A 21,912-nucleotide genomic window follows, 5' to 3' on the forward strand; every position below is an offset into this window, starting at 1 on the left:
CCGCTCAGCCGCCGCTTTTTCCGTCGCAGAGATAGGCGTGGCCGGCGTAATTGGCCGCCACGATGCCGGTCAGACGATCATAATGGGGACGCGACCAGACGCCGACCATGGGGCCGTCGCGATTTTGCAGCGCCTGATGCAGGAGCGCCGTGGTGGGGCCGGGCCGGAAATGGGTCTGGTCCCAGTAATTCAGCCCGTCCAGCGTGAAATCGTGAAACCCGCCGAGAAAGACCAGTTCCGGGGCGGCCGGCGCGACGTCCGCCAGCCAGCCGGTATAGGTTTCAACATCCATGCGGGTGAGGATCGTGGCGCTGAGCGGCTCCACCACGAAAACCGCGTCCACGCCGGCGGCGTTCGCCGCGTCGCGGATGCGGGCGATGGCGCGTTTCTGGCCGGCGTAACGTTTGGGCCGGTATTTGCGCACGCCGCGCAACGCACACTGATCCACGCCGGCAAACGGCTCCCCCGCCGCGCGGCGGGCCTCGATCGCAGGATATTGCCAGTGGCCCGTTTCGGGGTCGTAGAGGAATTGCCCTTCGCTGGCGGCGTTGGTGAGCAGGGCCGACATGGGCGCGCGGAGAAAATCGGCGCGGACAAGCCAGTCCGCCCGCCCGGAAATCGCCGCCGGCTCCATCCGGGCGTAGGATTCGTCAAAGAAGCCGTAGCGGAAGCCCATCGGACTCATGGACACGACCAGCCGGGCCGGGCCGCAATGTTCGATCAGCCATAACGCCCGCAGCTCTATGCCGCGCCAGGTGTCGGCGGGAATGTTCAGGCTGTAGAAGCGGCCGCCATAGATCTCCTCCAGGGCGGCGGTTTCATAGGCTGTTGCGCGGGAGTTTCCGAGGACAAAGGAATCCGCCCCCGCGCACCCGGCCTGCAGCCGGTCCTGCTTCACGATGCGCAGATTGACCTGTTTGTGGGTGGGCGCGCCGACAGTGCGGAAAACCCCGTATGGATCAGCGATATATCGCGGGGCGACGGTGGCGGCGGCCGCGGCGGGGATCAGCAGGAGGCAGAGTATGAACCGCAGCCGGTTCATCGGGATCAGCTCCCTTTGGTCTTTTTCGCGCAACGGGCGCGGTGCGCGGCATAGTTGGCCGTCAGCGCGGCGGCAAAATCCTCCGCCGCGCCCTGCGTCCAGACGCCGTTCAGCGCCGTATCGCGATGCTTCAGGCTTTCCCGGATGAAGGGGCCGGCGGCGGTATAGCGGAAGTGACTATACTCCCAATAGGCCGTGCCGTCCGTGGTGAAGGGATTGTAGCCCGCCAGGAACAGGAACTCTTCCGTGACGCCCAGCATCTGCAGCGCCCAGCCGCGATAGAATTCGATGTCGAACCGGTTCTGGTAGGTGGAGCTGAGCGGCGTGACGGCCCAGAGGAGATCGGTTCCGGTCTGGCGGGCGGTGTCCTTGATGGCCTCCATCGATTCGATCTGCGGGCGGAAGCGCGGCGCCTTGTCCCCGCGCAGCCGCCGGGCGCCGCATCGCCCTTTCTCATCCAGCCCGCGCCCCGCCGCCCGCGCATGTTCGGAGGCGGGAATGCTCCAGTGGCCGGTATCGGCGTCATACTGGAAACGGTCATCGCGGCTGGATTCCAGCCGCAGGATGCTGCTCATCGGGGTGCGGAGATAGTCGAGGCGGTAAAGCAGCGGGTTACGGCCCGTCATTTCCGGCGGGTCGAGGCGCAGATAATCGTCGGTATAGGATTCGACGCGGAATGTGAGCGGATCCAGCGTCAGAACCACCAGGCCGGGATCGCAATGCTCCATCAGCCACCGGGCGCGGAACTCCATGCCCGCCCAGTTCTCCGTCGGCACCGTGTAGTTGAAGAAGGGGAAGCCGTAGATCTCCTCCAGCGTCTCGACGTCATAGCCGGTGGCGCGCGAGGTGCCGAGGACATAGCCCTCGCCCGCGCGGCAGGACTGCGACAGCTTGAGATGCTTGATGAAGCGCAGGTTCGGGCGGTTGCCGCTGATCACGCCTTCGGGCGGATTGAACACGCCATACGGGTCGGCCACATAGCGCGGCGCGGCCACCGCCAGCGCCGCGGCGGGGATGATCAGGAGACAGAGAAGGAAACGCCAGAAGGTCAAATTTTCCGTCCCTAGAACTGGAAATAGAGGAATTCGATCTTGGCCCCCGCATTGATCAGCCGGCTGGCGGCGGCGAACACGAACAGGGCGAAGGCCGAGACAAAGACCGCGCTGCGCAGGGGCGATGCGAGGCTGAGACCGTTGCGCCCCGCGCCGTCGCTGCGATAGCCGCACCAGCGGGCAAATTGCTGGGTGTTGGGCGCGAACCACGCAATGACGAGCGCCAGAAAGATCCATAATACCGGCGGCACGGTCAGCAGGTTGAAATCAACCGGGGCGGCCAGCCATTCCAGCGGCTTGGGCCAGCCGCCGTCAAAAGCATAGAGCGCCTTGCCCGAGTCCTCGCCCGCAAGTCCGAACATGGCGCGCCACGCGGCGGTGGAAAAAGCGATGCTTTCGGCCCGGAACGGCACCCAGGCGATGACGACAATTGCGAAGGTCAGCAGCCGGCCGGCCCAGTAACCGGCGGCGTTATCGGTGACCGCTTTCCGGCCGAGCCCCTTGAGAAGGGTGTTCCAGCCGTGATTGAGGGCCAGGAACAGGCCGTGCAGGCCGCCCCAGAAAACAAAGGTCCAGCCCGCGCCGTGCCACAGCCCGCCCAGCAGCATGGTGATGAAGAGATTGATATAGCGGCGCGACCGGCCGCGCCGGTTCCCGCCCAGCGGGATATAGAGGTAGTCGCGCAGAAAGCGCGACAGGGTGATGTGCCAGCGCCGCCAGAAATCAATGATGGAATCGGCCTTGTAGGGCGAGGCGAAATTGATCGGCAGGCGCACGCCGAACATCAGGGCCAGCCCGATCGCCATGTCGGAATAGCCCGAGAAATCGAAATAGAGCTGTAGCGAGTAGGCCAGCGCACCGAGCCATGCATCGGCCGTGCTGACCGCGGTCTCGCCCAGATCCAGATTGAAGAAACGGTTGGCGTAAACGGCGATGCCGTCCGCGATCACCACCTTTTTGAAGAGGCCCGCGGCGAAAAAGAACATGCCCTCCGTCACCTTGGTCAGGTCGACGGAATAATTCTCCCGCCGCAGCTGGGGCATCATCTCCGTGTGGTGGACGATGGGGCCGGCGATCAGTTGCGGGAAGAAGGAGACGAACAGGCCGTAGCGCCGCAGCGGCGGCAGCCTGGCGATCCCGGCATGGACGTCCGCCAGAAAAGCAATCTGCTGGAACGTATAGAAAGAGATGCCGATGGGCAGGATCAGTTCCGGCAGGCTGTAGGGCGGACCGGCGGCGGCGATATTGAAGGCACCGCCGACAAAACCGGCGGTTTCACCGATCAGCGGCAAATATTTGAAAAGCCCGATCAGCGCCAGATTGAAGGCGACGCCCAGTATCAGCCAGTTTCGCCGCGCTTTCCCGTCTGAACGGATGATCAGCCGCGCCGCGCCGTAATTGAACGCGATGGAGGCGATCAGCAGAACCAGATAGGCCGGCTTCCACCAAGCATAGAAGAGCAGGGAAAAGGCCAGCAGCGATATGAGCGCGCCGCCGAACGTGTAGCGGCGCAGCACATGAAAGACGAGAAGACAGGCCGGAAGGAAGGCCAGCAGGAACGCCGGCTCGTGAAACAGCATGGGCTCTTACGCGGCTCCCCTCCAGCGCCGCGGCCGCGGCCCTTGGCTGCGCAGTGATACCGGCGCGCGGACGCCTTCTCAAGCCCGGCTCGCCGCGGAGTCCGGAATGGTCCGGTTTCGTTGCGGCCCGGCGCCTTGCAAGGGCAGAGACTCTCCCCATATCGCCTTTCCGAAAGGTCATGGCCTTGAAGCAAGGGCATGATTAAACGAGCTAAAGTCGACGCACGAAGAACGTGAAGGAGGTTGCTCGCTGGGACAGGGCGCCAAGTTGGGCCTGTATGTTTGTTCCGTAAGCGCGCGGCCGGCCGCAAAGAGGAAAACGACACATGAGCAAAGTGATTGGCATTGACCTTGGCACGACCAACTCCGTGGTCGCTGTCATGGAAGGCGGAAAGCCGAAGGTTCTCGAGAATTCCGAAGGCGCGCGGACGACCCCGTCCGTTGTCGCGTTCAACGAGGACGGCGAACGCCTGATCGGCCAGCCCGCCCGCCGGCAGGCCGTCACCAACCCGGACCACACCTATTACGCCATCAAGCGCCTGATCGGCCGCCGGATGAGCGACCCGACGGTGAAAAAGGACAAGGACCTTGTTCCTTACGAGATCACCGAAGGGCAGAATGGCGACGCCTGGGTGCAGGGCCGCGAAAAGAAATATTCCCCGTCCGAAATTTCCGCCTTCATCCTGCAGAAGATGAAGGAAACCGCCGAGAGCTATCTGGGCGAAACCGTCGAGAAGGCGGTGATTACCGTCCCGGCCTATTTCGACGACTCCCAGCGCCAGGCCACCAAGGACGCCGGCAAGATCGCCGGCCTGGAAGTGCTGCGCATCATCAACGAGCCGACAGCGGCCGCGCTGGCCTATGGCCTGGACAAGAACGAAGGCAAGACCATCGCGGTCTATGACCTTGGCGGCGGCACTTTCGACATCTCCGTGCTGGAAATCGGCGACGGCGTGTTCGAGGTGAAGGCCACCAATGGCGATACGTTCCTTGGCGGCGAAGACTTCGACATGCGGATTGTCGATTACCTGGCCGACGAGTTCAAAAAAGAGCAGGGCATCGACCTGCGCAAGGACAAGCTGGCCCTTCAGCGCCTGAAGGAAGAATCCGAAAAGGCCAAGAAGGAACTCAGCTCCGCCTCCTCCTATGAGGTGAACCTGCCCTTCATCACCGCCGACTCTTCCGGCCCGAAACACCTGAACATCAAGCTGTCCCGCTCCAAGCTGGAGAGCCTGGTCGAGGACCTGATCAAGCGCACGATCGGCCCGATGGAGTCCGCGCTGAAAGACGCCGGCATCAAGCAGAGCGATATCGACGACGTTGTCCTGGTCGGCGGCATGACCCGCATGCCCAAGGTGCAGGAGACGGTGAAGAATTTCTTTGGCATGGACCCGCACAAGGGCGTGAACCCGGACGAGGTTGTCGCCATGGGCGCGGCCATCCAGGCCGGCGTCCTGCAGGGCGACGTGAAAGACGTGCTGCTGCTGGACGTGACGCCGCTGAGCCTCGGCATCGAGACGCTGGGCGGGGTGTTCACGCGCCTGATCGACCGCAACACTACGATCCCGACCAAGAAGTCGCAGACCTTCTCCACCGCCGAGGACAACCAGACCGCGGTGACGATCCGCGTCTTCCAGGGCGAGCGCGAGATGGCGGCCGACAACAAGATGCTGGGCCAGTTTGACCTGGTCGGCATCCCGGGTGCCCCGCGCGGGGTTCCGCAGATCGAGGTGACGTTCGACATCGACGCCAACGGCATCGTCAACGTCTCCGCCAAGGACAAGGCCACCGGCAAGGAGCAGCAGATCCGCATCCAGGCCTCTGGCGGTCTGTCCGACGACGAGATCGAGAACATGGTGAGCGATGCGGAATCGCACGCCGAGGAAGACAAGAAGCGCCGCGAGCTGGTGGAAGCCAAGAACCAGTCCGAGTCGCTGATCCATCAGAGCGAGAAGCAGCTCGAAGAACACGGCGACAAGGTGCCGGCCGAGGCGAAGTCGGCCGTCGAGTCCGCCGTGGCCGAGCTAAAGACCGCCGCCGAGGGCGACGATCTTGAAGCCATCCAGGCCAAGATGCAGACCCTGGCGCAGGCCTCCATGAAGATCGGCGAGGCCGTCTATGGCGACGGCGCGCAAGGCGCTGACGCCGAAGGCGGCGAGCAGGCTTCCAGCGAGGCCGGCGGCGACGAGGATGTCGTGGACGCCGAGTTCGAGGAAGTCGACGAGAACGACGACAAGAAAAGCGCGTAACAAGCGCTGAGCATTGACCTGAGCGCCCGTCCCGGACCGACCCCGGGGCGGGCGTTTCACCGGGGGAAAAGGAAGGGCGCGGGCTATGAGCGCACGCCGCGACTATTACGAAATTCTGGGCTGTGACCGGGGCGCCGACCAGGCGGCCCTGAAATCGTCCTACCGCAAGCTGGCGATGAAATATCATCCCGACCAGAATGGCGGTTGTCCGGACGCCGAGACCAAGTTCAAGGAAGTGAACGAGGCCTATGCGGTTCTCTCGGATCCGCAGAAGCGCGCCGCCTATGACCGGTTCGGCCATGACGGCGTGAACGGCAATGGCGGGTTTGGCGGCGGCGGACAGGCCGGCGCGGCGGATTTCGCCGATATTTTCGAACAGGTCTTTGGCGCCGACATCTTCGGCCGCGGCGGACGCCGGGGCGGACATGCCGGCCGCAGCGGCCCGGCGCGGGGCGCGGACATTCGCGCCGATGTTGAAATCACGCTGGAAGACGCCTTCAAGGGCAAGGAAGCGCAAGTGGCTGTCGCCTCCGCCGTGCAATGCGGCGGCTGTGACGGGACGGGCGCGGAAGCGGGCACGGAGCCCGAAACCTGCCCGACCTGCGCGGGCGCGGGCCGCGTGCGCGCCACGCAAGGCTTTTTCACGATGGAGCGCGCCTGCCCCACCTGCGGCGGCCAGGGCCGCTATGTGAAAAATCCGTGCGTCGATTGCGACGGCATCGGGCTGGTCCGCGAAAAACGCCATCTGATGGTGAATATTCCGGCCGGCGTGGAAGACGGCACGCGAATCCGCCTGTCCGGCGAGGGCGACGCCGGCGCGCGCGGCGGCCCGCAGGGCGATCTTTATTTGTTCGTCTCCGTGCGGCCGCATGATCTTTTCGAGCGCGACGGGCCGAATCTTTATTGCCGCGCCTGCGTGCCGATGGCGACCGCGGCGCTGGGCGGGGAAATCGAGGCCCCGACCATTGATGGCGGCCGCAAACGGGTGAAGATTCCCGAGGGCTCCCAGACCGGCAAGCAAATGCGCCTTCGCGGCGAAGGCATGAGCCAGCTGCGCAGCGCGCAACGCGGCGACATGATGGTGGAGTTGTTCGTGGAAACGCCGCGCCGCCTGAACCCGGAGCAGCGCGCGCTGCTGGAGGAATTCCGGGAAGTGAGCTGCAATGACGGCGACTGCCACCCGGAAAGCCACGGCTTCATGGGCAAGGTAAAACGCTTCTTCGAGGACGTGACCTCCCCCGACGGCCGCCCCGACGCATAAACCCTTCCGACCTTCATAAAAATTTCCGGACCGGGGTCGCGCCTGCGCCCGGTCCGTATATGCTCTGCCCTCAAAACAGGCGTTACGCTTTGAGGGGAGACAGGGCGGTTGGTCGGACTTCTTATTTCGCTGTTTCTGGCGACCGGCGCGATCGCGTGGGCCGCATTCGTCATGCTGCTTTCGGCCATGAAGCGGATTGCCCTCATCGAAAAGGAGCTGGGCCTTTCTTCCGGTCAGCAAGCACCGGATATTTCCGCCAATCCGCCCGGATTCCAGCCGGCGGGCCAGCCTTTTCCGCCGGCCGAAGAGTCAACGGAGGAGGCGGCCGGAACCGGGGACGAAACATCCGCGCCCCAAGATGAAGCCCCCGAACCAGCCGAGACCGGGGCCGGCGCCCGGTGGGCCGCAGAAACCGGGCGGGCACCGGATCGCGATGACTGGCAACCCGTCGAAGGGCCGTCTTTCTTTGCGAGAATCGAATCGAGCCTGGCGGGCAACTGGCTGGTCTGGTTGGCCGGGGCCGCGCTGGCGCTGGGCGGGCTGTTCATCGCGAAATACGCCTTTGATCAGGGGCTTCTGGGGCCGTGGGCGCGCATTATGGTGGCTGCCGCTGCGGGCGCAGCGATGCTGGCGGGCAGCGAGTATCTGCGCCGCAAGCCCGATATCGCAGGCGTGGCGCGCAGTCTTGCTCCGCCGGTGCTGGCGGGCGCGGGCCTGATCACGCTTTACGGCGATGTTTATGCCGCCCATGCCGCCTTCGCGCTGATCCCCGGCCCGGTTGCCTTCGGCCTGCTGGCGGTGATCGCAGCGCTGGCGCTTTTTCTGGCATGGCTGCACGGGCCGGTGATTGCCGGCTTCGGCATTGCGGGCGGGTTTGCCGCGCCGCTGCTGATCGGCGCGGAGTCGCCCAATGCGGCGGGTCTATTCCTGTATGTCTTCGTGGTGACAGCCGGCAGTCTGGCCGTGGCGGGCTATGCACGCTGGTGCTGGACAGTGTGGCTGTCGCTGGCCGGCGGCGCGGGGTGGCCGCTGCTATGGCTGCTGGGCGCGTTCGACGCCTCCCAGGCGCTGGCGTTGGCGATCTATCTACCGGCTTTGGCTCTGACAGCGATTGCCTTTGCGTGGCGGGAGGCCGATGGCGGAGAGGCCGTTGAAGACCCGGGCATGTCAGGCGTGTGGCTGGACATGTCCCCGGTTTCGGTGCTGGCGGCCCATGCCTGTCTGATCGCGGCCTGTCTGTTGAGCCTGATGTTGATCCTGTCATGGGAATTCGCCGCCCCGGCGGTTGTTGCGCTTGGCGTGATCTGCGCGGCGGGAATGGGCGCGGCGTGGCGGCGGGAGAGGTTTGCCCTGTTCCCGCTGATCACCGTGGTGACGGCGGGGGCGGCGCTGTATCTGTGGCCGGACTGGCTGGCGGCGGCGAGCGTGGCCGAGGGCGAGGCCCTGAGCGAGACGACCGATAGCGCGAAACGAAGCTTCACGCCGTTCCTGACAGCGGCAATCTGCTTCATGGCGCTGTTCGGCGCGGGCGGGTACCTGGCGTTGGCGCGGCTGCGCCGCGCGGGGCCGATGGCGATTGCCGGCGCCGCAGCGCCGGTGGGAATCCTGATCCTGATGGCGGTCAAACTGGACGGCCTGTCGCCCGTCTGGATGTGGAGCGTGCTGCTGTTCGCCGTGGCGTCAGTGGAATGCGCCATCACGGAAATCTTTGTCAAGCGGGGCGACGCGGAAGAGCGACCCGCCGCGGCGGCGGCCTATGCCCTTGGCGCATCAGCGGCGGCGCTGGCCGGGCTGGCGCTGATTCTCAGCGATGCGTGGCTGGCGGCCGCCATCGCGGCGGAAGCGGCGGCCGCGGCGTGGCTATGGCGGCGCTGGGCCATGCCGGCCCTGATCTGGGCGGTCATTGTCATGACGCTGTTGACGGTGCTGCAGCTGACGGTCGGCGGGGACCATCTGGTCAAGTGGAGCGGCGGCTGGGTCGCCGCGGGCGGGCTGGTCCTGTCCTATGTGGCGGCGCTGGGCGCGCTGGAAGGCGCGGCGCGGCTGTTGCGCGGCGGCGGCATGGCGCGCGAGAGCGCCGTAGTGCGGACACTGGAAGGCGCGGTGGTAACGCTGCTTGTGGTGACGGGGGCGATCGTCATCCGGCTGGCGCTGAACGAGGGATCGCTGACCGCCGGTTATTCGCTGACGGAGGCCGGGATACAGGCCAGTTTGTGGCTGGCGCTCCCGCTGGCGCTGAGGCTACGGATCAAGGGAGGTTTGACGCTGGTGCAGCGTGCGGCGGAAGGCGCGCTGATCGGTCTGGCGGGCATACATGTGGTTCTGATTCAGTTGCTGATGCTCAATCCATGGCTGGGCGCGAACGGGTCAGAGATTTACGGGCCGCTTGTCTTTAATGCGCTGACGGTCGGGTATGGCCTGCCGGCGCTGCTGGCGGCGGCGCTGACCGTGATCTGGCGCCGGCGGGGATTTGCGGCAGGCGATCCGGCAGCCTTCCTGACGACGGTATTATTCTTTGCCTGGATCACGCTGGAAACCCGGCGCGCTTTCCATGCGCCCGATCTTTCGTCCGGCAGCGTCAGCGATGCGGAAGGGTGGGCCTATTCCGCCGTGTGGCTGGCCGGAGCGGCGCTGGCCATGGCGGCGGGCGTGGTCCGCCGAACGCCGGTGCTGCGCTATGCGGCACTGGGCGTATTCACGCTGGTGACCTTCAAGGTGTTCCTGCTGGACATGGCCGGGCTGCAAGGGATGTGGCGGGGCCTGTCCTTCCTAGGACTGGGGGCGGTTTTGATGGCGATTGCGGTAACCTATCAGCGCGTCATCCTGCCCGCCGAACGGGCAATGGCCGGGCGCGACGGCGAGGCGTGAAACGATGAGCAAACACAAGACGAAGCGGGTGCGGCGGCCCGCCGAGACATGGCTGTTCGAGACGATGCGGCTGGGCCCGGCGCGAGGTTTCGCCGTGATGGTGGCGGTGATCTATGGCCTGTTTATCACCGCGACGCTGGTGGCAGACGGGCTTTCCATTCTGGACGCGGGCTCTCCCTATCTGTTGAGCGTTCCGGCGTGGTCGGGCCTTGTGCTTTCGCTGGTGATTTCGGCAGGGGCGGCGCTTCTCTATTACGGCCGGCTGGCCCCGCACGAGGAACATGACGCCCTGATCGAGGCGCTGGGCGAAGGCGAGGCTCTGGACCGGGTCATGGAGGACGCCGATACGGCGCACTGGAGCGAGACGGCGGCGTTCTGGGCCGGCGTCGTGGCCGGACTGGGCCTGGCCTGGGTGATGCTGGAGGCGGACGGCGAGGATCTGGCCGCGCTGCTGACCGCGTCCCGGATATGGTTCACCATATTCATCCCGCTTTCCATTGGCCTGCTGTTCCGCGCCTTTGTCAGTTCACAGCTGTCCGACGGGGTGATGCGCCGCGCCGCGCGCGAGGGCTATCGCCACGATACGCTGCGCCCCGAGCGGAGTTTCGTGTTCGGGCGGTTGGCGCTGCGCGGGGCGCTGACCTGGTTCCTGATGGCGGCGATCATCATGCTGTTCTTCGTGCACGGCGTGGGCAGCATCGGGGCCGTACTGACTGCTGTCGTCGCAATTGGCGGGGCGCTGTCCTCTCTGATCGGGCCGCTGACGGCGGTGCGGGGTGAAATCCGCAAGGCCAAGGAGACGGAGCTGGACCGGCTGCACGCGGCAATGCGGGAGGCGCGAAGCGGGGCGCTGAACGGCGATGCGGGCGCGGCGCAGCGCCTGGGCGGGCTGGCGGCCTATGAACAGGCCGTCCGGGCATCGCCGGACTGGCCGGTTTCCGCGCCGGTCACCACGCGCTTTTTCCTCTATATCCTGATCCCGATTGTCCCGTGGTTCGGGTCTGCGATGGCCGAACGCATCGTGATGGAAATGGCCCGCTAGGCAGCGGCGGATCAGACGATTACAGTCCGCGCCATGAGCTTGAAGATCGCAATCAATGGCGCGGGCGGGCGCATGGGCCGGGAAGTCATCCGCGCCGCCCATGCCATGAAGAATATAACGCTGATCGGCGGGTCCGTGCGCCCGGGATCGGAAAGCGAAGGCGAGGATCTGGGCCGGATCGGCGGGCTGGACCGGCTGGGCATCGCCACGGTCAGCGATGAATCGGCGTTCACAGACGCGCAGGCAGTGATCGATTTCTCCGCGCCTGACGCGGCGATCAAGATGCTGGGCGTCCTGCCGGAAGGCTGCGCCTTCATCACCGGTACGACCGGGTATGACCGCGAGCAGAGCAAGACAATGGAAGCCGCCGCGCAGGACCGGGCCATCGTGGCGGCCGGGAATTTTTCTCTGGGCGTGAACCTGCTGACGGCGCTGGCGGAGACCGCGGCGAAGGCGCTGGGCGAGGACTGGGACATCGAGATTTCGGAGACCCATCACCGGCGCAAGGCCGATGCACCCTCAGGCACCGCGCTGATGCTGGGCCGGGCGGCGGCCCGCGGCCGGAACGCCAGCCTGGACGCGCTGGCCGAGTATGCGCGCTATGGTCAGACCGGCCCGCGCAAGGAAGGCAAGATCGGATTCCAGGTCAGCCGCGCGGGCGGCATAGTTGGTGAACATGAAATCACATTCACGTCTGAGACCGAGCGGGTATTACTGGGTCATACCGCCCTGGACCGGTCCATTTTCGCCGAAGGCGCGCTGAAAGCGGCGCTTTGGGCGGCCGGACAGAAACCCGGGCTTTACGACATGCAGGACGTATTGGGATTGAAACAATGAGCGAGATGCACCGGGGGCAGTGCCTGTGCGGCGCGGTGAAGTTCGATATCGCGGGGCCGCTGAAAGATGTCAGCGCCTGCCATTGCGGTCAGTGCCGGCAATGGTCCGGACATTATTGGGCAAGCGTGAATTCCGCGCTGGACGATCTCGAGATACTGGACGCCGAGGATTCGCTTCGATGGTACCGGGCGTCCGACTTCGCGCGGCGCGGCTTCTGCAGCGTCTGCGGGTCGTCACTGTTCTGGCATGCGGACGGGCTGGATGAACACAAGGACCGCATCGCCATCGCAGCCGGCGCGCTGGAACGGCCCACGGGGTTAAAAACCGGCGAGCATATCTTCCTGGAGTCACAGGGCGATTATTACGAATTGCCCGAGGACGGCGCGACGCAGTTCGATACCGATTAGGATTCGCCGCGTTACCAGCTTCCGGTATTTTCCATCGAGGACCAGGGCTCTTTCGGCGGCAGCTTTTCGCCGCGCTGGAGCAGTTCGACCGATATGCCGTCCGGCGAGCGGACGAAAGCCATATAGCCGTCGCGCGGCGGCCGGTTGATCGCGTAGCCCATGGACTGAAGATGGCCGCAGAGGGCGTAGACATCCGCCACGCGATAGGCGACGTGGCCGAAATTGCGACCGCCCTCATAGTCCTCCGGATCCCAGTTATGGGTCATCTCGATCATCGGCAGACCTTCGGGCAGCGGATATTCGTCGCCCTTCAGGCCCGAGGCGGCGATATCGTCCGGATGGGCAAGGAAGATCAGGGTGAAGCGCCCGGCCTCGCTGTCCGACCGCCGCACCTCTTTCAGGCCGAGGCCTTCGCAATAGAAGCGCAGCGACTCGTCCACGTCGCGGATACGGACCATGGTGTGCAGAAAGCCCATCCTCAAGCGTCCCGGGTCTTGCGGTCAGCGGCCTCGCGGATGATTTCCTCGTCAATCGAGCCGCGGGGCTTGCGGTGGTAGAAGCGCGCGGCGAGCGCAACGATGACCGCCCACAGGCCGATCATCCCGAAGAACATGTAGAACTGCCACATCAGCACCCCCGGCGCGTAGAAAGCCGGGGTTTCCGCGCGCAGCCAGAAAAAGCGCCAGATCGCGTCCAGAAGCGCCATGACGGCGGGGGTTAGCACCAGAACCCCGGCCAGGCCCGCCGCCATGAAGATCTGCCCGCGCGGGCCGTGGGCGCGCATGAAGGCGGCGCGGAATCCGTCCCGGTCCAGCCCGCGGAGGGAAGCGGGGGAATCCTCGCATCTTTTGTCATAGACCTCGTCCGCGTCGCGCAGGGCGCCGCGCCGCATGAACCAAGTCACGACAGTCAGGCCCAGCACGAAAATCGCGAAAAGAACGAAAAAGGCCGGAAGGAAATAGGATATCACGCGGCGTGAAGCTCCCTGAAGCTTTCGAAGGCCAGCATGGCCCGCTTGCGGTCGACGCCCCAGTGATAGCCGGTCAGGCGGGCGTCTGACGAGAGGGCGCGGTGACACGGAATCAGCCAGGAGACCGGGTTGCGCCCCACCGCCGCGCCGACCGCCCGCGCCGCCGAGGGCTTGCCGATGGCCGCGGCGATGTCGCCATAGGCCACCGCCTTGCCCGGGGGGATAGCCAGAAGCGCGCGCCAGACCTGACGCTGGAAATCCGAGCCATAGAGGGCGAGCGGGGTGCGCTCGCCGGCAAAAATCCGTGCGGCGTATTCTCCGGCGGCGGCGTCATCGCGCACAAATTCGGCGGCGGGATAGCGGGAGGTCAGGTCCGTTTCCGCCGCTTCCTCCGCGCCCTCATCGGCAAAGGCCAGCGCGGAAAGCCCGCGCGGCGCGATCAGGAAAACGCCGATCCCGAACGGAGTGTCGGCGCGGCCGAGACGGAATGTCAGGCCCTGGCCCCGGCGTTTCGCGTCGCCCGGCGTCACGGCCTCCTGCGCGATATAGAGATCATGCAGGCGGGAGGGACCGGAGAGCCCCGACTCCAGAGCCGCCTCCAGAATGGAGGCGCCGTCCGCGAGCAGGGAGCGGGAGAAGGCGTGGGTCAGCGCGTCTGAAAACCGCTTGGGACTGGTGCCTGTCCAGCGGGCGAAGGTGCGGTGGAAATGATGCGGGCTGACCCCGGCCTGACGCGCCGCGTCCTCGAAAGAGGGCCGGTCGCGCCAGTTTTCCTCAAGATATTTCAGCGCCGTGGTCACGCGCTCATAGTCACGGCGGGCCTGATCCAGATCGTTGGCGGCGGAGGGTTGCGTCATGGTGGTCGTGGTCATGGCTTTATCATCTTGCTTGTAGCGCCCGTCCCGGTAGGGCGGGAAGGGCCGTCGCGGATGAAGTTACGGGCGCCAATGATGCGCGGCGACCCGAACCTTGCGCCGTTTCAGGCGCGTTCCGCCCGGGCGTCCGCAAAGGCGCGGCCCAGCGCGTCGCCAAAAGCCTCGCGTTCCTCGGGGGAAAGAAAGGCGCCGAGGACCAGCGTCTTGCCCGAGATCGTGACGCAGACCTGACCTTCATGCTTCATCGGCCTGTCCACCTGCACCCGGGCGAGCTGGGGCGCCACGCGCCAGTGGCGGGCATATCCGTTGGGCGCGATGCGGGCGAATTGCGCGCCCTCCGCGGTGACCTGCACCAGTTCCCGCAATCTTCCCTGCCGGTAGGAGAGACGAAACGCGCCCCAGACCAGCAGCACGTCCAGCCCGAAAAACCCGATGACCGGCCAGGCGCCCATGGACACGAAAGCGATCCCGGCGAAAAAACTGGCCGCGACCAGCGTGCCCATCAGCGCCACGAAACCGATATTGGGCAGGGAGCGATTGGGCGCGAGGGTGGCGTCCATATAGGTCCGTCCCGAGAGGCGGGAAGGCAGGCCCGGCGCCGCGGGCAGGGTTTCCATCCGTGCGGCCATTGCAGAGAGGCATATAGGCGGGCTATCGGCTTTCGTCATGGGACAAAGACGCAGATTGACGCAGGACGAGGCGGCCGAGCTTTACGAGAAGCTGGGCGAGGCGCTGCCGGAGCCGAAGACGGAGCTGGTCTATAGCGATCCGTTCACCCTTCTGGTGGCGGTGGTGCTGTCCGCGCAGGCCACCGATGTGGGCGTGAACAAGGCCACGCCCGGCCTGTTCGCGCTGGCCGGCACGCCGGATGAGATGGCGAGGCTGACGCCGGAACAGGTGGAGGAGAAGATCAAGACGATCGGCCTCTACCGGAACAAGGCAAAGAACGTGGTCGCCCTGTCGAAACAGCTGATCGAGGAACATGACGGAGCGGTGCCGCAGACCCGCGCGGCGCTGGAAGCCCTGCCGGGCGTTGGCCGGAAGACCGCGAACGTGGTGCTGGCCGAGGCGTTCGGTGAAGGAACGATCGCTGTGGACACCCATGTTTTCCGGGTTTCCAACCGCACCGGCCTGGCCCCCGGCAAGACCGTCGACAAGGTCGAGGAAAAGCTGATGAAGATCACGCCGGAGAAATATCTCCACGGCGCGCATCACTGGCTGATCCTGCATGGCCGTTATGTCTGCAAGGCGCGCAAGCCCGAATGCTGGCGCTGTCACGTGGCCGATATCTGTCTTTACAGAGACAAGACGCCGAAGCCGGAGAAATAGACCCCTATTCGCGCGGCTTGGCGATCAGCGTGTCGTAATCGAAAGCCGCGCGAAGTTCTTCCAGCGCCTTGCGCATCTTCGGGGCGTTGCAGCCCTGATAATAGGCGACGCGCTTTTTCCCGGCCCGTTTCGACCAGGTGATGATGGCCGTCTGGGCGTCCGTATGGGGATTCCGGCAGGCGGCCGGATTGCCCATGGTGATGTCCGGGTCGCGGGCGTCGAATCCGGCTTCTTCCAGCGCCGCGGCCGCGCGGTCATAGGCGGCCGGCGAAAGCTGGCCGCGATGCAGGCCGGTCTGGCGGGTGTTGCGCCCGCCTTCAAGCACATAGGCGCCGTCGCTGTGCAGGGTCATCGTGTAGACCGGACAGAAGCCGAAACACGGGGTTTCTTCGAGCGTGATCGCGGCGTCCGCGCCGGTTTCCGGCGCGGTTGCGCAAGCGGCGAGACCGAGGAACAGGCAGACAATCGGGCGCTTCATGGCGTTTCCCTGCAGCCGGAAATGGGAGGCGAGAATTCTACGCCCGGCGCGGCGCGCGATCTAGAGCAGCCGCGCTTCCAGCGCTTTGGTGAAGCGATCCGCAGCGGCGTCCGCGCCGTCTTCGGCGAAGGGCAGATAGAGATAGGGCTCGATCAGCTCCAGCTCCATCACCAGCCACTGACCGCCCGGACCGCGCACCAGGTCAACACGCGCATAGAGGAGTTCCTCGCCCCATGCCTCCAGCGCGTTCTGCGCGGCCTCGATCTGCGAGAAATTGGGACGCAGCGAGACTTCGGTGGCGCCGAACAGGCTCTGGGTGCGGTAATCGCCGTCTTTGGGACGCTTCAGCAGGCCGTGGCTGAGCTGGCCATTATAGAAAATCAGCGTGACTTCGCCTTCTTCGGCGACCGCGCTCATATAGGGCTGGATCAGGCACTGGTCCAGCGGCAGGTCATCGGCGCCGGGCAGGCTTTCGCCCTGTTTGATGCGGGCCTGACGCCATGAACAGGCGCCGACCACCGGTTTGACGACCACTTCGTCTGTATCCAGATCCTCGAAAGCGGCGTTTATGCTGGTGGCGTCCGCGCTGTCCGCGCGCACGGTCGGCAGGCAGGGAACGCCCTTGTCCGCCAGATCCATCAGATAGGTTTTCTGCATGTTCCGGCGCAGCGTATCGACCGGGTTGAGAAGCCGGGTTTCCTTCGCGATGCCTTCCATTTCAGGCAGGAAAGTTTCGGGTTTTTTCGTGTAATCCCAGACGGCGCGCACTACGGCGGCGTCATAGGAGGCCCAGTCCGTCGGCTCGTCCCAGACTTCGGGGAACAGGGTCAGGCCAGCGCGGCGGGCGGATTGGCTGAGGGCCGAAAGTTCGGATTCGACTTCCCAGGCGTCCTCGCGGCGGTTCTCACGGCCCGGGGCGACGTCGGCGGAGAGCAGGTAGGCGATGCGTTTCATGGGTCCGGTCGCTACCGGAATATGCAGCGCACGCCAAGCCCGCCTTGCAATTGGCCGCGCAGGATGGCTTGTTCGGCGCGATTATTCGCACTTTCTGAATTCGCAATCTTTCTGGAGTTTGCTCCCATGAGCACCCCCCGTTTCGACGTGATTGGCGTCGGCAACGCTATTGTCGACGTCCTGTCCCCGGTCGAGGACGCCTTTCTGGCCAAGCACGATATCGCCAAGGCCGGCATGACCCTGATCGAACAGGACCGCGCCGAAGAGCTGTATGACGCGTTCGGCGAAAAGACCGAACAATCCGGCGGCTCCGCCGCCAACACCATCGCCGGCATCGCCTCCCTCGGGCTGGATGCGGCCTATATCGGCAAGACGGCCGATGACGGGCTGGGCGAGTCCTTCGGCGACGGCCTGCGCAAGCTGGGCGTCCATTACGAGACGCGGCCGCTCTCGGGCGGGCCGTCTACGGCGCGCTGCCTGATCGCGGTGACGCCGGACGGCGAGCGTTCGATGAGCACGTTCCTGGGCGCGTCCGTCGAGTTTTCCGAGGTCGACGTGGATTCCGCGCTGATCAAGGATTCCAAGATCGTCTTCATGGAAGGCTATCTGTTCGACAAGGACGCCGCCAAGCACGCCTTCGTGCGCGCCGCCGAAGCCGCGGAAGCGGCCAACCGCAATGTCGCGCTGACGCTGTCCGACACGTTCTGCGTGGAGCGCCACCGGGCCTCCTTCCTTCACCTGGTGAAGAACCATGTCGATATCCTGTTCGCGAACGAGGCGGAGATCGCCGCGCTCTACGAGACCGATTTCGACAGCGCCGCGGAAATGGCGCGGAAGGACTGCAAGCTTGTTGCGCTGACGCGGTCGGAGAAGGGCTCGATGATCGTCTCCGGCGAGGAGACCCATCACGTGAAGGCGCGGCCCATCGAGAAGCTGGTGGATGCGACCGGCGCGGGCGACCTTTACGCCGCCGGATTCCTGGCCGGCTATGCGCGCGGGCTGGATCTGGCCGATTGCGGAACGCTCGGCTCCATCGCCGCGGCCGAAGTGATCAGCCATTACGGCGCCCGGCCGGAAGTTCCGCTGGATCGTCTGGCGGCGGAAGCCGGGATCCGGCTCTAGGCCTCTTTCCGTCTCACCCGGACATAGAACGCGCCCCCGCCGCCATGCCGGACATGGGCGGGGGCGTATCCGGAGACATGGGCGGAGAAATCCGGGCTGGCGAGCCAGTCCGGGAAGCGGCGGCGTATGACGCCCTCGCCGCTCTTGCCTTTGCCCGTGATAATCAGAAGCGTGCGCTTTTCCTGCGCCCTTGCGCGGACGATGAAGTCCAGAAGGTCTGCACGGGCCTGATCCTGATTGAGACCGTGGAGGTCGATCCGTCCTTCCACCTCTATCCGTCCGCGGCGGACGCGTTTTTCGCCCGAGACGTCCGCCGGCCCGGGCGGGCGCGGGGGCGCAGCCTTGGGCGCCGGCGCGGCGGCGGGCCTTTGCGGCTTCGGCTTTGAGGCCGGAGCGCCTGCAGATTTAGAAACAGGTTCGGGGTCGGGAAGTTTGCGGCCCTCGCGCGGGCTGACGGTCCTCGCCACGCGGCGCCACACGGCGCGGTCTTCCGGGGTCAGATCCCGGCGGCGGGTCATGTCGCCGGTTCGGCCAGCTTCAGGGCCAGGGGCGAAGGCAGAAGCACGGTCCATCGGGCCGGGTGCTTCATCACGCCCGCCAGATCGCCGGCCAGATCGCCGGTTCCGAAGAAGAGGTCGCCCCGCATCGGACCTTCGATGGCCCCGCCCGTATCCTGGGCGATAACCAGCAGGCTGCGGGCCTCGGCCTCCGCGTCGCCCGCTTGGCGCGGGATGCGGGTATTTATGAGAACGGGCGCGCCATAGGCGTGGAAATCGGGGTCCACGGCCATGCTGGCCATCGGGGTGAGCGGCGCGCCCTGCGCCCCGCGCGGGCCGCGGGCGGGATCATCCACCGACTCCGCGCCAAAAAAAGACATAGCGCGGATTCTCGTTCATCAGGGCTTTGGCGGCGGCATAACCCGCCTCGTCCATCCAGCGCTCGATCCCGGCCTTCGAGGCCTGCGACAGCGTCAGCTCGCCCCGGTCGATCAGAACACGGCCGATGGATCGGTAGGGCAGGCCGTTATGGGCGGCAAAGACCGCGCGTTGACGGCCGCCGCCGTCAAACCGGATACGGCCCGAACCCTGTACCTGCAGGAAGAACACGTCCGCCGGACGGCCCCAGGCCAGCACCGGCGCGCGATCTGTGGAGATTTCCGCGCGCGGGTCATAGGGAATAAGCTTGCCGGTCTCCACCTGACCGACAACGCGATGACCGGCCAGTTCCGGATCGAACAGGCCGAGATCGGCAGTGACGAGATCTTCCGGACGGCCAAGAATGGGTTCGGAAAACTCAGAGGTGCGCGCGCGGCTGACCACCAGTTCGGGTTCATAATAGCCGGTGAGAAGGCCGGTATCACTCTCCGGCCCGGTCACGCTCACCGGCAGGAAATGAGTTTGGAAAAATGCGCGGGCGGCGGCGGCCTCCACCGGCGTGGCGGCGGCCGCCTCGCAGGCTGCGCGCCAGTCGGCCGCGATCCCGGCCCAGTCGCGCTTCGGGTTCATCGGCGCCTCATCCGGACGCGCGGCGATCTGGGCGCAGGAACGCTGGAATGCAGTCAGCGCGGCGGCGGCGTCCGCCTCCGCCCAGCCGTCCAGCGCCTCGAAATCGGTGAGGCGCAGCGAGATGTCGGGAATTTCCTGCTCGACCGCGGGGGGTTCGGGTTCGTCCGGTTGCTCTGGTTCGGGCGCGTCGTCGCGGCCGCAGGCGGCCATCAGGAAACATAGCGAGGCGAGAAGGCTGCGGCGGATCATGCGGTCTTTCGCTCCTTCAGCGCCCGCGGGTCGAGATATCGTTTGCGTCAGGCGCGGCGGACCCGGCCCAGGACCCAGTTTGGATCGCGGGCGCCGGTATTGCGCTCAAACGTCCAGATTTCCTGCGCGGTGCGGATGCGGGAGGGATCGCCCTCGATAATTTCGCCATCCGCATCGCGAATGATCGTGGTGAGGTCGGCCTCGAACCGCACGGAAACGCGGGCGGTCTTGCCGTCCAGCTCCGCATCCTCGATTTCCGCCTTGGCGAGGCGGACAATGTCGGTGGTCTGGCTCTGATTGTTTTCTTCGCGTTCGGCGATGGCCGCGTCATACCGGTCATAGACCGGGCCGGCGGTGAAGCGTTTCAGCGTGCCGCGGTCGCCTTCGGCAAAGGCCTGCACGATCATCTCGTAAGCGCCGCGCGCGCCTTCAACAAATTCGTCCGGATCGAAGCCGGAATCGGCCCGGCGGATCGCCTCCATCCCGGCGGCGCCCGGGCCGGTGAAGGCCGGACGCGGCCCCTCGCTGCGGACATTGGCGTCGCGCAGCGTGGGTTCTTTCGCTTCCTTGCCCGGAACGGGCTCATGCCCGGTGCGGCGGCCCAGAACGGAGTATAGCCGGTAGATGAAGAAACCGGCGATGGCGGCGAATATGATGATCTGAAACAGCATCAAGAGCCTTCGATTCAAACGCGTTGCGAACAGCTGGACACTATATAAGGGCTATGGCGGCAACGTCAGCCCGTCTGTTGCTGGAAACGCAGAGCCATGCTACCCGGCGCGCTTTCGCGAAATCATCCGCGCCACCCGGAAATTGACGCCCTTTTCGCGTCAGCCGGACGCGCGACAAGACGTGGTGAAACCAGACATGTCCCAGACCGACCAGCAGCCGGAAGCGGCGCAAGACGAGCCCCAGGTCCAGATCCTGGCGCAATATATCAAGGATGCCTCCTTCGAAAATCCGCTGGCCCCGCGCTCTCTGCGCTCCGGCCAGAACCAGCCGCAGATCAGCCTGAACGTCGATGTCGGCGTGCGCAATATCGAGGAAGACCTGAACGAGGTCGCCCTGCGCATCGAGGGCAAGGCCGAGCGCGAAGGCGAAGTCGCCTTTATCTGTGAGCTTGTCTATGCGGGTCTGTTCCGTTTCGTCGGCGTGCCGCAAGACCAGCTTCAGCCCTTCCTGCTGATCGAAGCGCCGCGCATGCTGTTCCCGTTCGCGCGCAATATCGTGGCGCAGCTGGTGCGTGATGGCGGCTTCCCGCCGCTGATGCTGGAGCCGATCGATTTTGCCGCGCTGTACCGTCAGCGGCTGGCGCAACAGGGCGCCGCGGAAAATGGCGATGGAACCGGCGGCGCCGAACAGGCCAATGGCGAAGAAAGCTAGAGACCTTTAGCTTTCAGGCATTATAGAGCGACCAGAGCGCGTTTTCGCCCATTTCCTCGATAAAGGCGGAATGGGCGGCGCGCTCGCGCTCGGTAACAAGGCTCGGAAGAGCCTCGGGCCGCGGCGGGGCCTTGGCGACCAGTCCGGAATCGCCGCCGCCGGTCTTCTCGAAAATATCCAGCCGGCGCTCGCGCCCGCCATTCAGTTCCAGATAGACCTTCGCGAGCAGGCGGGCGTCGACCAGCGCGCCATGAACGTCGCGCGTTTCCAGCGAGATGCGGAACCGGTCGCAGAGCGAATCCAGCGAATTGCGGACACCCGGGAATTTCTTCCGCGCCATGACCAGTGTGCAGTGGAACCGCTCATGCGGGAGGACAGAGCGGCCATGGCGGTCCAGCTCCGCATTCACGAAGCCCTTATCGAACTCCGCATTGTGCGCGACCATGCGGGCGTCGCCCACGAATTCCATGAAATCCTCGACCACGTCCGCGAAGAGCGGCTTGTCGGCCAGAAATTCATCGGTCAGCCCGGTAATCTCTGTGACCTTGGGCGGCAGGGAGCGCTGCGGATTGACGTAGCAGTGATATTCGCGGCCCGTGGGAACGAAATCGATCACCTCGACACAGCCGATCTCGGTAATCCGGTCGCCGTCCGCCGGGCTGAGCCCGGTTGTTTCGGTATCGAAAACGATTTCCCGCATGGTGCTCGC

The 21,912-nt window shown here is 65.5% G+C and carries 23 protein-coding genes; 9 read left to right on the forward strand and 14 right to left on the reverse strand.

Features of this window, described 5'->3' with window-relative positions; genetic code table 11:
• Positions 1–4: 4 nt before the first annotated feature.
• The 3 genes from L338_RS02710 to L338_RS02720 are packed head-to-tail and all read right to left on the reverse strand — an operon-like array spanning position 5 to position 3,674.
• Positions 5–1,042, reverse strand: coding sequence for a hypothetical protein (locus L338_RS02710; protein ID WP_022696821.1), 1,038 nt, complete (start codon positions 1,040–1,042; stop codon positions 5–7).
• Positions 1,043–1,047: 5 nt separating this feature from the next.
• Positions 1,048–2,094, reverse strand: a complete 1,047-nt coding sequence (locus L338_RS02715) for a hypothetical protein (RefSeq protein ID WP_022696822.1) — start codon at positions 2,092–2,094, stop codon at positions 1,048–1,050.
• Between the two features lie 11 nt (positions 2,095–2,105).
• On the reverse strand, positions 2,106–3,674 hold the full coding sequence (locus tag L338_RS02720) for an MBOAT family O-acyltransferase (RefSeq protein WP_022696823.1): 1,569 nt from the start codon (positions 3,672–3,674) through the stop codon (positions 2,106–2,108).
• Positions 3,675–4,000: 326 nt separating this feature from the next.
• Between L338_RS02720 and dnaK the strand changes: the two genes are divergently transcribed.
• The 6 genes from dnaK (at position 4,001) to L338_RS02750 (ending at position 12,338) form a co-directional block, all read left to right on the forward strand.
• The gene (dnaK, locus tag L338_RS02725; RefSeq protein ID WP_022696824.1) at positions 4,001–5,923 is read left to right on the forward strand and encodes a molecular chaperone DnaK; all 1,923 of its coding nucleotides are present in this window, start codon (positions 4,001–4,003) and stop codon (positions 5,921–5,923) included.
• Between the two features lie 85 nt (positions 5,924–6,008).
• Positions 6,009–7,184: a molecular chaperone DnaJ gene (gene dnaJ / locus L338_RS02730; RefSeq protein WP_022696825.1), complete on the forward strand. Its 1,176-nt coding sequence runs from the start codon at positions 6,009–6,011 to the stop codon at positions 7,182–7,184.
• Between the two features lie 108 nt (positions 7,185–7,292).
• Entirely contained in the window at positions 7,293–10,052 is a 2,760-nt protein-coding gene (locus tag L338_RS02735) for a DUF2339 domain-containing protein (protein ID WP_022696826.1), read from the forward strand.
• A 4-nt stretch (positions 10,053–10,056) separates the two neighbouring features.
• Complete coding sequence (locus L338_RS02740; protein ID WP_022696827.1) at positions 10,057–11,094, forward strand: hypothetical protein; 1,038 nt, start codon at positions 10,057–10,059, stop codon at positions 11,092–11,094.
• Positions 11,095–11,127: 33 nt separating this feature from the next.
• Positions 11,128–11,931 (forward strand): 4-hydroxy-tetrahydrodipicolinate reductase, encoded by an 804-nt coding sequence (dapB, locus tag L338_RS02745; RefSeq protein WP_022696828.1) that lies wholly within the window; start codon positions 11,128–11,130, stop codon positions 11,929–11,931.
• Positions 11,928–12,338 (forward strand): GFA family protein, encoded by a 411-nt coding sequence (locus L338_RS02750; RefSeq protein WP_022696829.1) that lies wholly within the window; start codon positions 11,928–11,930, stop codon positions 12,336–12,338. Before dapB ends, L338_RS02750 begins: the two co-directional genes overlap by 4 nt.
• Before the next feature lie 11 nt (positions 12,339–12,349).
• Here the strand turns inward: L338_RS02750 and L338_RS02755 are convergent, their stop codons facing one another.
• The 4 genes from L338_RS02755 to L338_RS02770 all read right to left on the reverse strand — a co-directional run bounded on the left by L338_RS02755 (position 12,350) and on the right by L338_RS02770 (position 14,812).
• Entirely contained in the window at positions 12,350–12,814 is a 465-nt protein-coding gene (locus tag L338_RS02755; protein WP_022696830.1) for a VOC family protein, read from the reverse strand.
• Positions 12,815–12,816: 2 nt separating this feature from the next.
• A complete protein-coding gene (locus L338_RS02760) occupies positions 12,817–13,308 on the reverse strand; it encodes a hypothetical protein (protein WP_022696831.1) in 492 nt (163 codons plus the stop codon).
• Entirely contained in the window at positions 13,305–14,180 is an 876-nt protein-coding gene (locus L338_RS02765) for a methylated-DNA--[protein]-cysteine S-methyltransferase (RefSeq protein WP_022696832.1), read from the reverse strand. The genes L338_RS02760 and L338_RS02765 overlap by 4 nt, the downstream gene beginning before the upstream one ends.
• A gap of 107 nt (positions 14,181–14,287) precedes the next feature.
• A complete protein-coding gene (locus tag L338_RS02770) occupies positions 14,288–14,812 on the reverse strand; it encodes a DUF2244 domain-containing protein (protein WP_033310338.1) in 525 nt (174 codons plus the stop codon).
• Positions 14,813–14,849: 37 nt separating this feature from the next.
• Between L338_RS02770 and nth the strand changes: the two genes are divergently transcribed.
• Positions 14,850–15,512, forward strand: a complete 663-nt coding sequence (gene nth, locus L338_RS02775) for an endonuclease III (RefSeq protein ID WP_051122687.1) — start codon at positions 14,850–14,852, stop codon at positions 15,510–15,512.
• Between the two features lie 4 nt (positions 15,513–15,516).
• Here the strand turns inward: nth and L338_RS02780 are convergent, their stop codons facing one another.
• Both L338_RS02780 and L338_RS02785 read right to left on the reverse strand, forming a co-directional pair.
• Positions 15,517–15,990, reverse strand: coding sequence for a DUF6438 domain-containing protein (locus L338_RS02780; RefSeq protein ID WP_022696835.1), 474 nt, complete (start codon positions 15,988–15,990; stop codon positions 15,517–15,519).
• 60 nt (positions 15,991–16,050) lie between these two features.
• Positions 16,051–16,944 (reverse strand): ATP-grasp domain-containing protein, encoded by an 894-nt coding sequence (locus L338_RS02785; RefSeq protein WP_022696836.1) that lies wholly within the window; start codon positions 16,942–16,944, stop codon positions 16,051–16,053.
• 126 nt (positions 16,945–17,070) lie between these two features.
• Between L338_RS02785 and L338_RS02790 the strand changes: the two genes are divergently transcribed.
• Complete coding sequence (locus tag L338_RS02790; RefSeq protein WP_022696837.1) at positions 17,071–18,066, forward strand: adenosine kinase; 996 nt, start codon at positions 17,071–17,073, stop codon at positions 18,064–18,066.
• Here the strand turns inward: L338_RS02790 and L338_RS02795 are convergent.
• The 4 genes from L338_RS02795 to L338_RS02805 are packed head-to-tail and all read right to left on the reverse strand — an operon-like array spanning position 18,063 to position 20,491.
• The gene (locus tag L338_RS02795; protein ID WP_022696838.1) at positions 18,063–18,584 is read right to left on the reverse strand and encodes a Smr/MutS family protein; all 522 of its coding nucleotides are present in this window, start codon (positions 18,582–18,584) and stop codon (positions 18,063–18,065) included. The genes L338_RS02790 and L338_RS02795 overlap by 4 nt on opposite strands.
• Positions 18,581–18,943, reverse strand: a complete 363-nt coding sequence (locus tag L338_RS16255; RefSeq protein WP_051122688.1) for a 3D domain-containing protein — start codon at positions 18,941–18,943, stop codon at positions 18,581–18,583. Before L338_RS16255 ends, L338_RS02795 begins: the two co-directional genes overlap by 4 nt.
• A complete protein-coding gene (locus L338_RS02800; RefSeq protein ID WP_051122689.1) occupies positions 18,912–19,820 on the reverse strand; it encodes an MltA domain-containing protein in 909 nt (302 codons plus the stop codon). The genes L338_RS16255 and L338_RS02800 overlap by 32 nt, the downstream gene beginning before the upstream one ends.
• Positions 19,821–19,867: 47 nt before the next feature.
• Positions 19,868–20,491 carry a Tim44/TimA family putative adaptor protein gene (locus L338_RS02805; RefSeq protein ID WP_022696839.1) on the reverse strand — a complete coding sequence of 208 codons (624 nt, stop codon included), beginning with the start codon at positions 20,489–20,491 and terminating at the stop codon, positions 19,868–19,870.
• Between the two features lie 196 nt (positions 20,492–20,687).
• On the opposite strand from L338_RS02805, the gene secB reads away from it, so the two are divergent.
• Positions 20,688–21,203 (forward strand): protein-export chaperone SecB, encoded by a 516-nt coding sequence (gene secB / locus L338_RS02810; RefSeq protein ID WP_022696840.1) that lies wholly within the window; start codon positions 20,688–20,690, stop codon positions 21,201–21,203.
• A 13-nt stretch (positions 21,204–21,216) separates the two neighbouring features.
• Here secB and dnaQ read toward each other — a convergent pair whose 3' ends face one another.
• Positions 21,217–21,903: a DNA polymerase III subunit epsilon gene (gene dnaQ, locus L338_RS02815; protein WP_022696841.1), complete on the reverse strand. Its 687-nt coding sequence runs from the start codon at positions 21,901–21,903 to the stop codon at positions 21,217–21,219.
• Positions 21,904–21,912: the final 9 nt, after the last annotated feature.

The sequence above is a fragment of the Euryhalocaulis caribicus genome (genome assembly GCF_000412185.1).
Classification (GTDB): Bacteria; Pseudomonadota; Alphaproteobacteria; order Caulobacterales; family Maricaulaceae; genus Euryhalocaulis; species Euryhalocaulis caribicus.

Excerpts from the sequence above, each read along its gene's own strand:
- L338_RS02710 (WP_022696821.1), bottom strand. The coding sequence starts at position 1,042 with ATGAACCGGCTGCGGTTCATACTCTGCCTCCTGCTGATCCCCGCCGCG.
- L338_RS02720 (WP_022696823.1), bottom strand. The coding sequence starts at position 3,674 with ATGCTGTTTCACGAGCCGGCGTTCCTGCTGGCCTTCCTTCCGGCCTGT.
- dnaK (WP_022696824.1), top strand. The coding sequence starts at position 4,001 with ATGAGCAAAGTGATTGGCATTGACCTTGGCACGACCAACTCCGTGGTC.
- dnaJ (WP_022696825.1), top strand. The coding sequence starts at position 6,009 with ATGAGCGCACGCCGCGACTATTACGAAATTCTGGGCTGTGACCGGGGC.
- L338_RS02740 (WP_022696827.1), top strand. The coding sequence starts at position 10,057 with ATGAGCAAACACAAGACGAAGCGGGTGCGGCGGCCCGCCGAGACATGG.
- dapB (WP_022696828.1), top strand. The coding sequence starts at position 11,128 with ATGAGCTTGAAGATCGCAATCAATGGCGCGGGCGGGCGCATGGGCCGG.
- L338_RS02750 (WP_022696829.1), top strand. The coding sequence starts at position 11,928 with ATGAGCGAGATGCACCGGGGGCAGTGCCTGTGCGGCGCGGTGAAGTTC.
- L338_RS02755 (WP_022696830.1), bottom strand. The coding sequence starts at position 12,814 with ATGGGCTTTCTGCACACCATGGTCCGTATCCGCGACGTGGACGAGTCG.
- L338_RS02765 (WP_022696832.1), bottom strand. The coding sequence starts at position 14,180 with ATGACCACGACCACCATGACGCAACCCTCCGCCGCCAACGATCTGGAT.
- L338_RS02770 (WP_033310338.1), bottom strand. The coding sequence starts at position 14,812 with ATGGCCGCACGGATGGAAACCCTGCCCGCGGCGCCGGGCCTGCCTTCC.
- nth (WP_051122687.1), top strand. The coding sequence starts at position 14,850 with ATGGGACAAAGACGCAGATTGACGCAGGACGAGGCGGCCGAGCTTTAC.
- L338_RS02780 (WP_022696835.1), bottom strand. The coding sequence starts at position 15,990 with ATGAAGCGCCCGATTGTCTGCCTGTTCCTCGGTCTCGCCGCTTGCGCA.
- L338_RS02785 (WP_022696836.1), bottom strand. The coding sequence starts at position 16,944 with ATGAAACGCATCGCCTACCTGCTCTCCGCCGACGTCGCCCCGGGCCGT.
- L338_RS02790 (WP_022696837.1), top strand. The coding sequence starts at position 17,071 with ATGAGCACCCCCCGTTTCGACGTGATTGGCGTCGGCAACGCTATTGTC.
- L338_RS02795 (WP_022696838.1), bottom strand. The coding sequence starts at position 18,584 with ATGACCCGCCGCCGGGATCTGACCCCGGAAGACCGCGCCGTGTGGCGC.
- L338_RS16255 (WP_051122688.1), bottom strand. The coding sequence starts at position 18,943 with ATGTCTTTTTTTGGCGCGGAGTCGGTGGATGATCCCGCCCGCGGCCCG.
- L338_RS02800 (WP_051122689.1), bottom strand. The coding sequence starts at position 19,820 with ATGATCCGCCGCAGCCTTCTCGCCTCGCTATGTTTCCTGATGGCCGCC.
- L338_RS02805 (WP_022696839.1), bottom strand. The coding sequence starts at position 20,491 with ATGCTGTTTCAGATCATCATATTCGCCGCCATCGCCGGTTTCTTCATC.
- secB (WP_022696840.1), top strand. The coding sequence starts at position 20,688 with ATGTCCCAGACCGACCAGCAGCCGGAAGCGGCGCAAGACGAGCCCCAG.
- dnaQ (WP_022696841.1), bottom strand. The coding sequence starts at position 21,903 with ATGCGGGAAATCGTTTTCGATACCGAAACAACCGGGCTCAGCCCGGCG.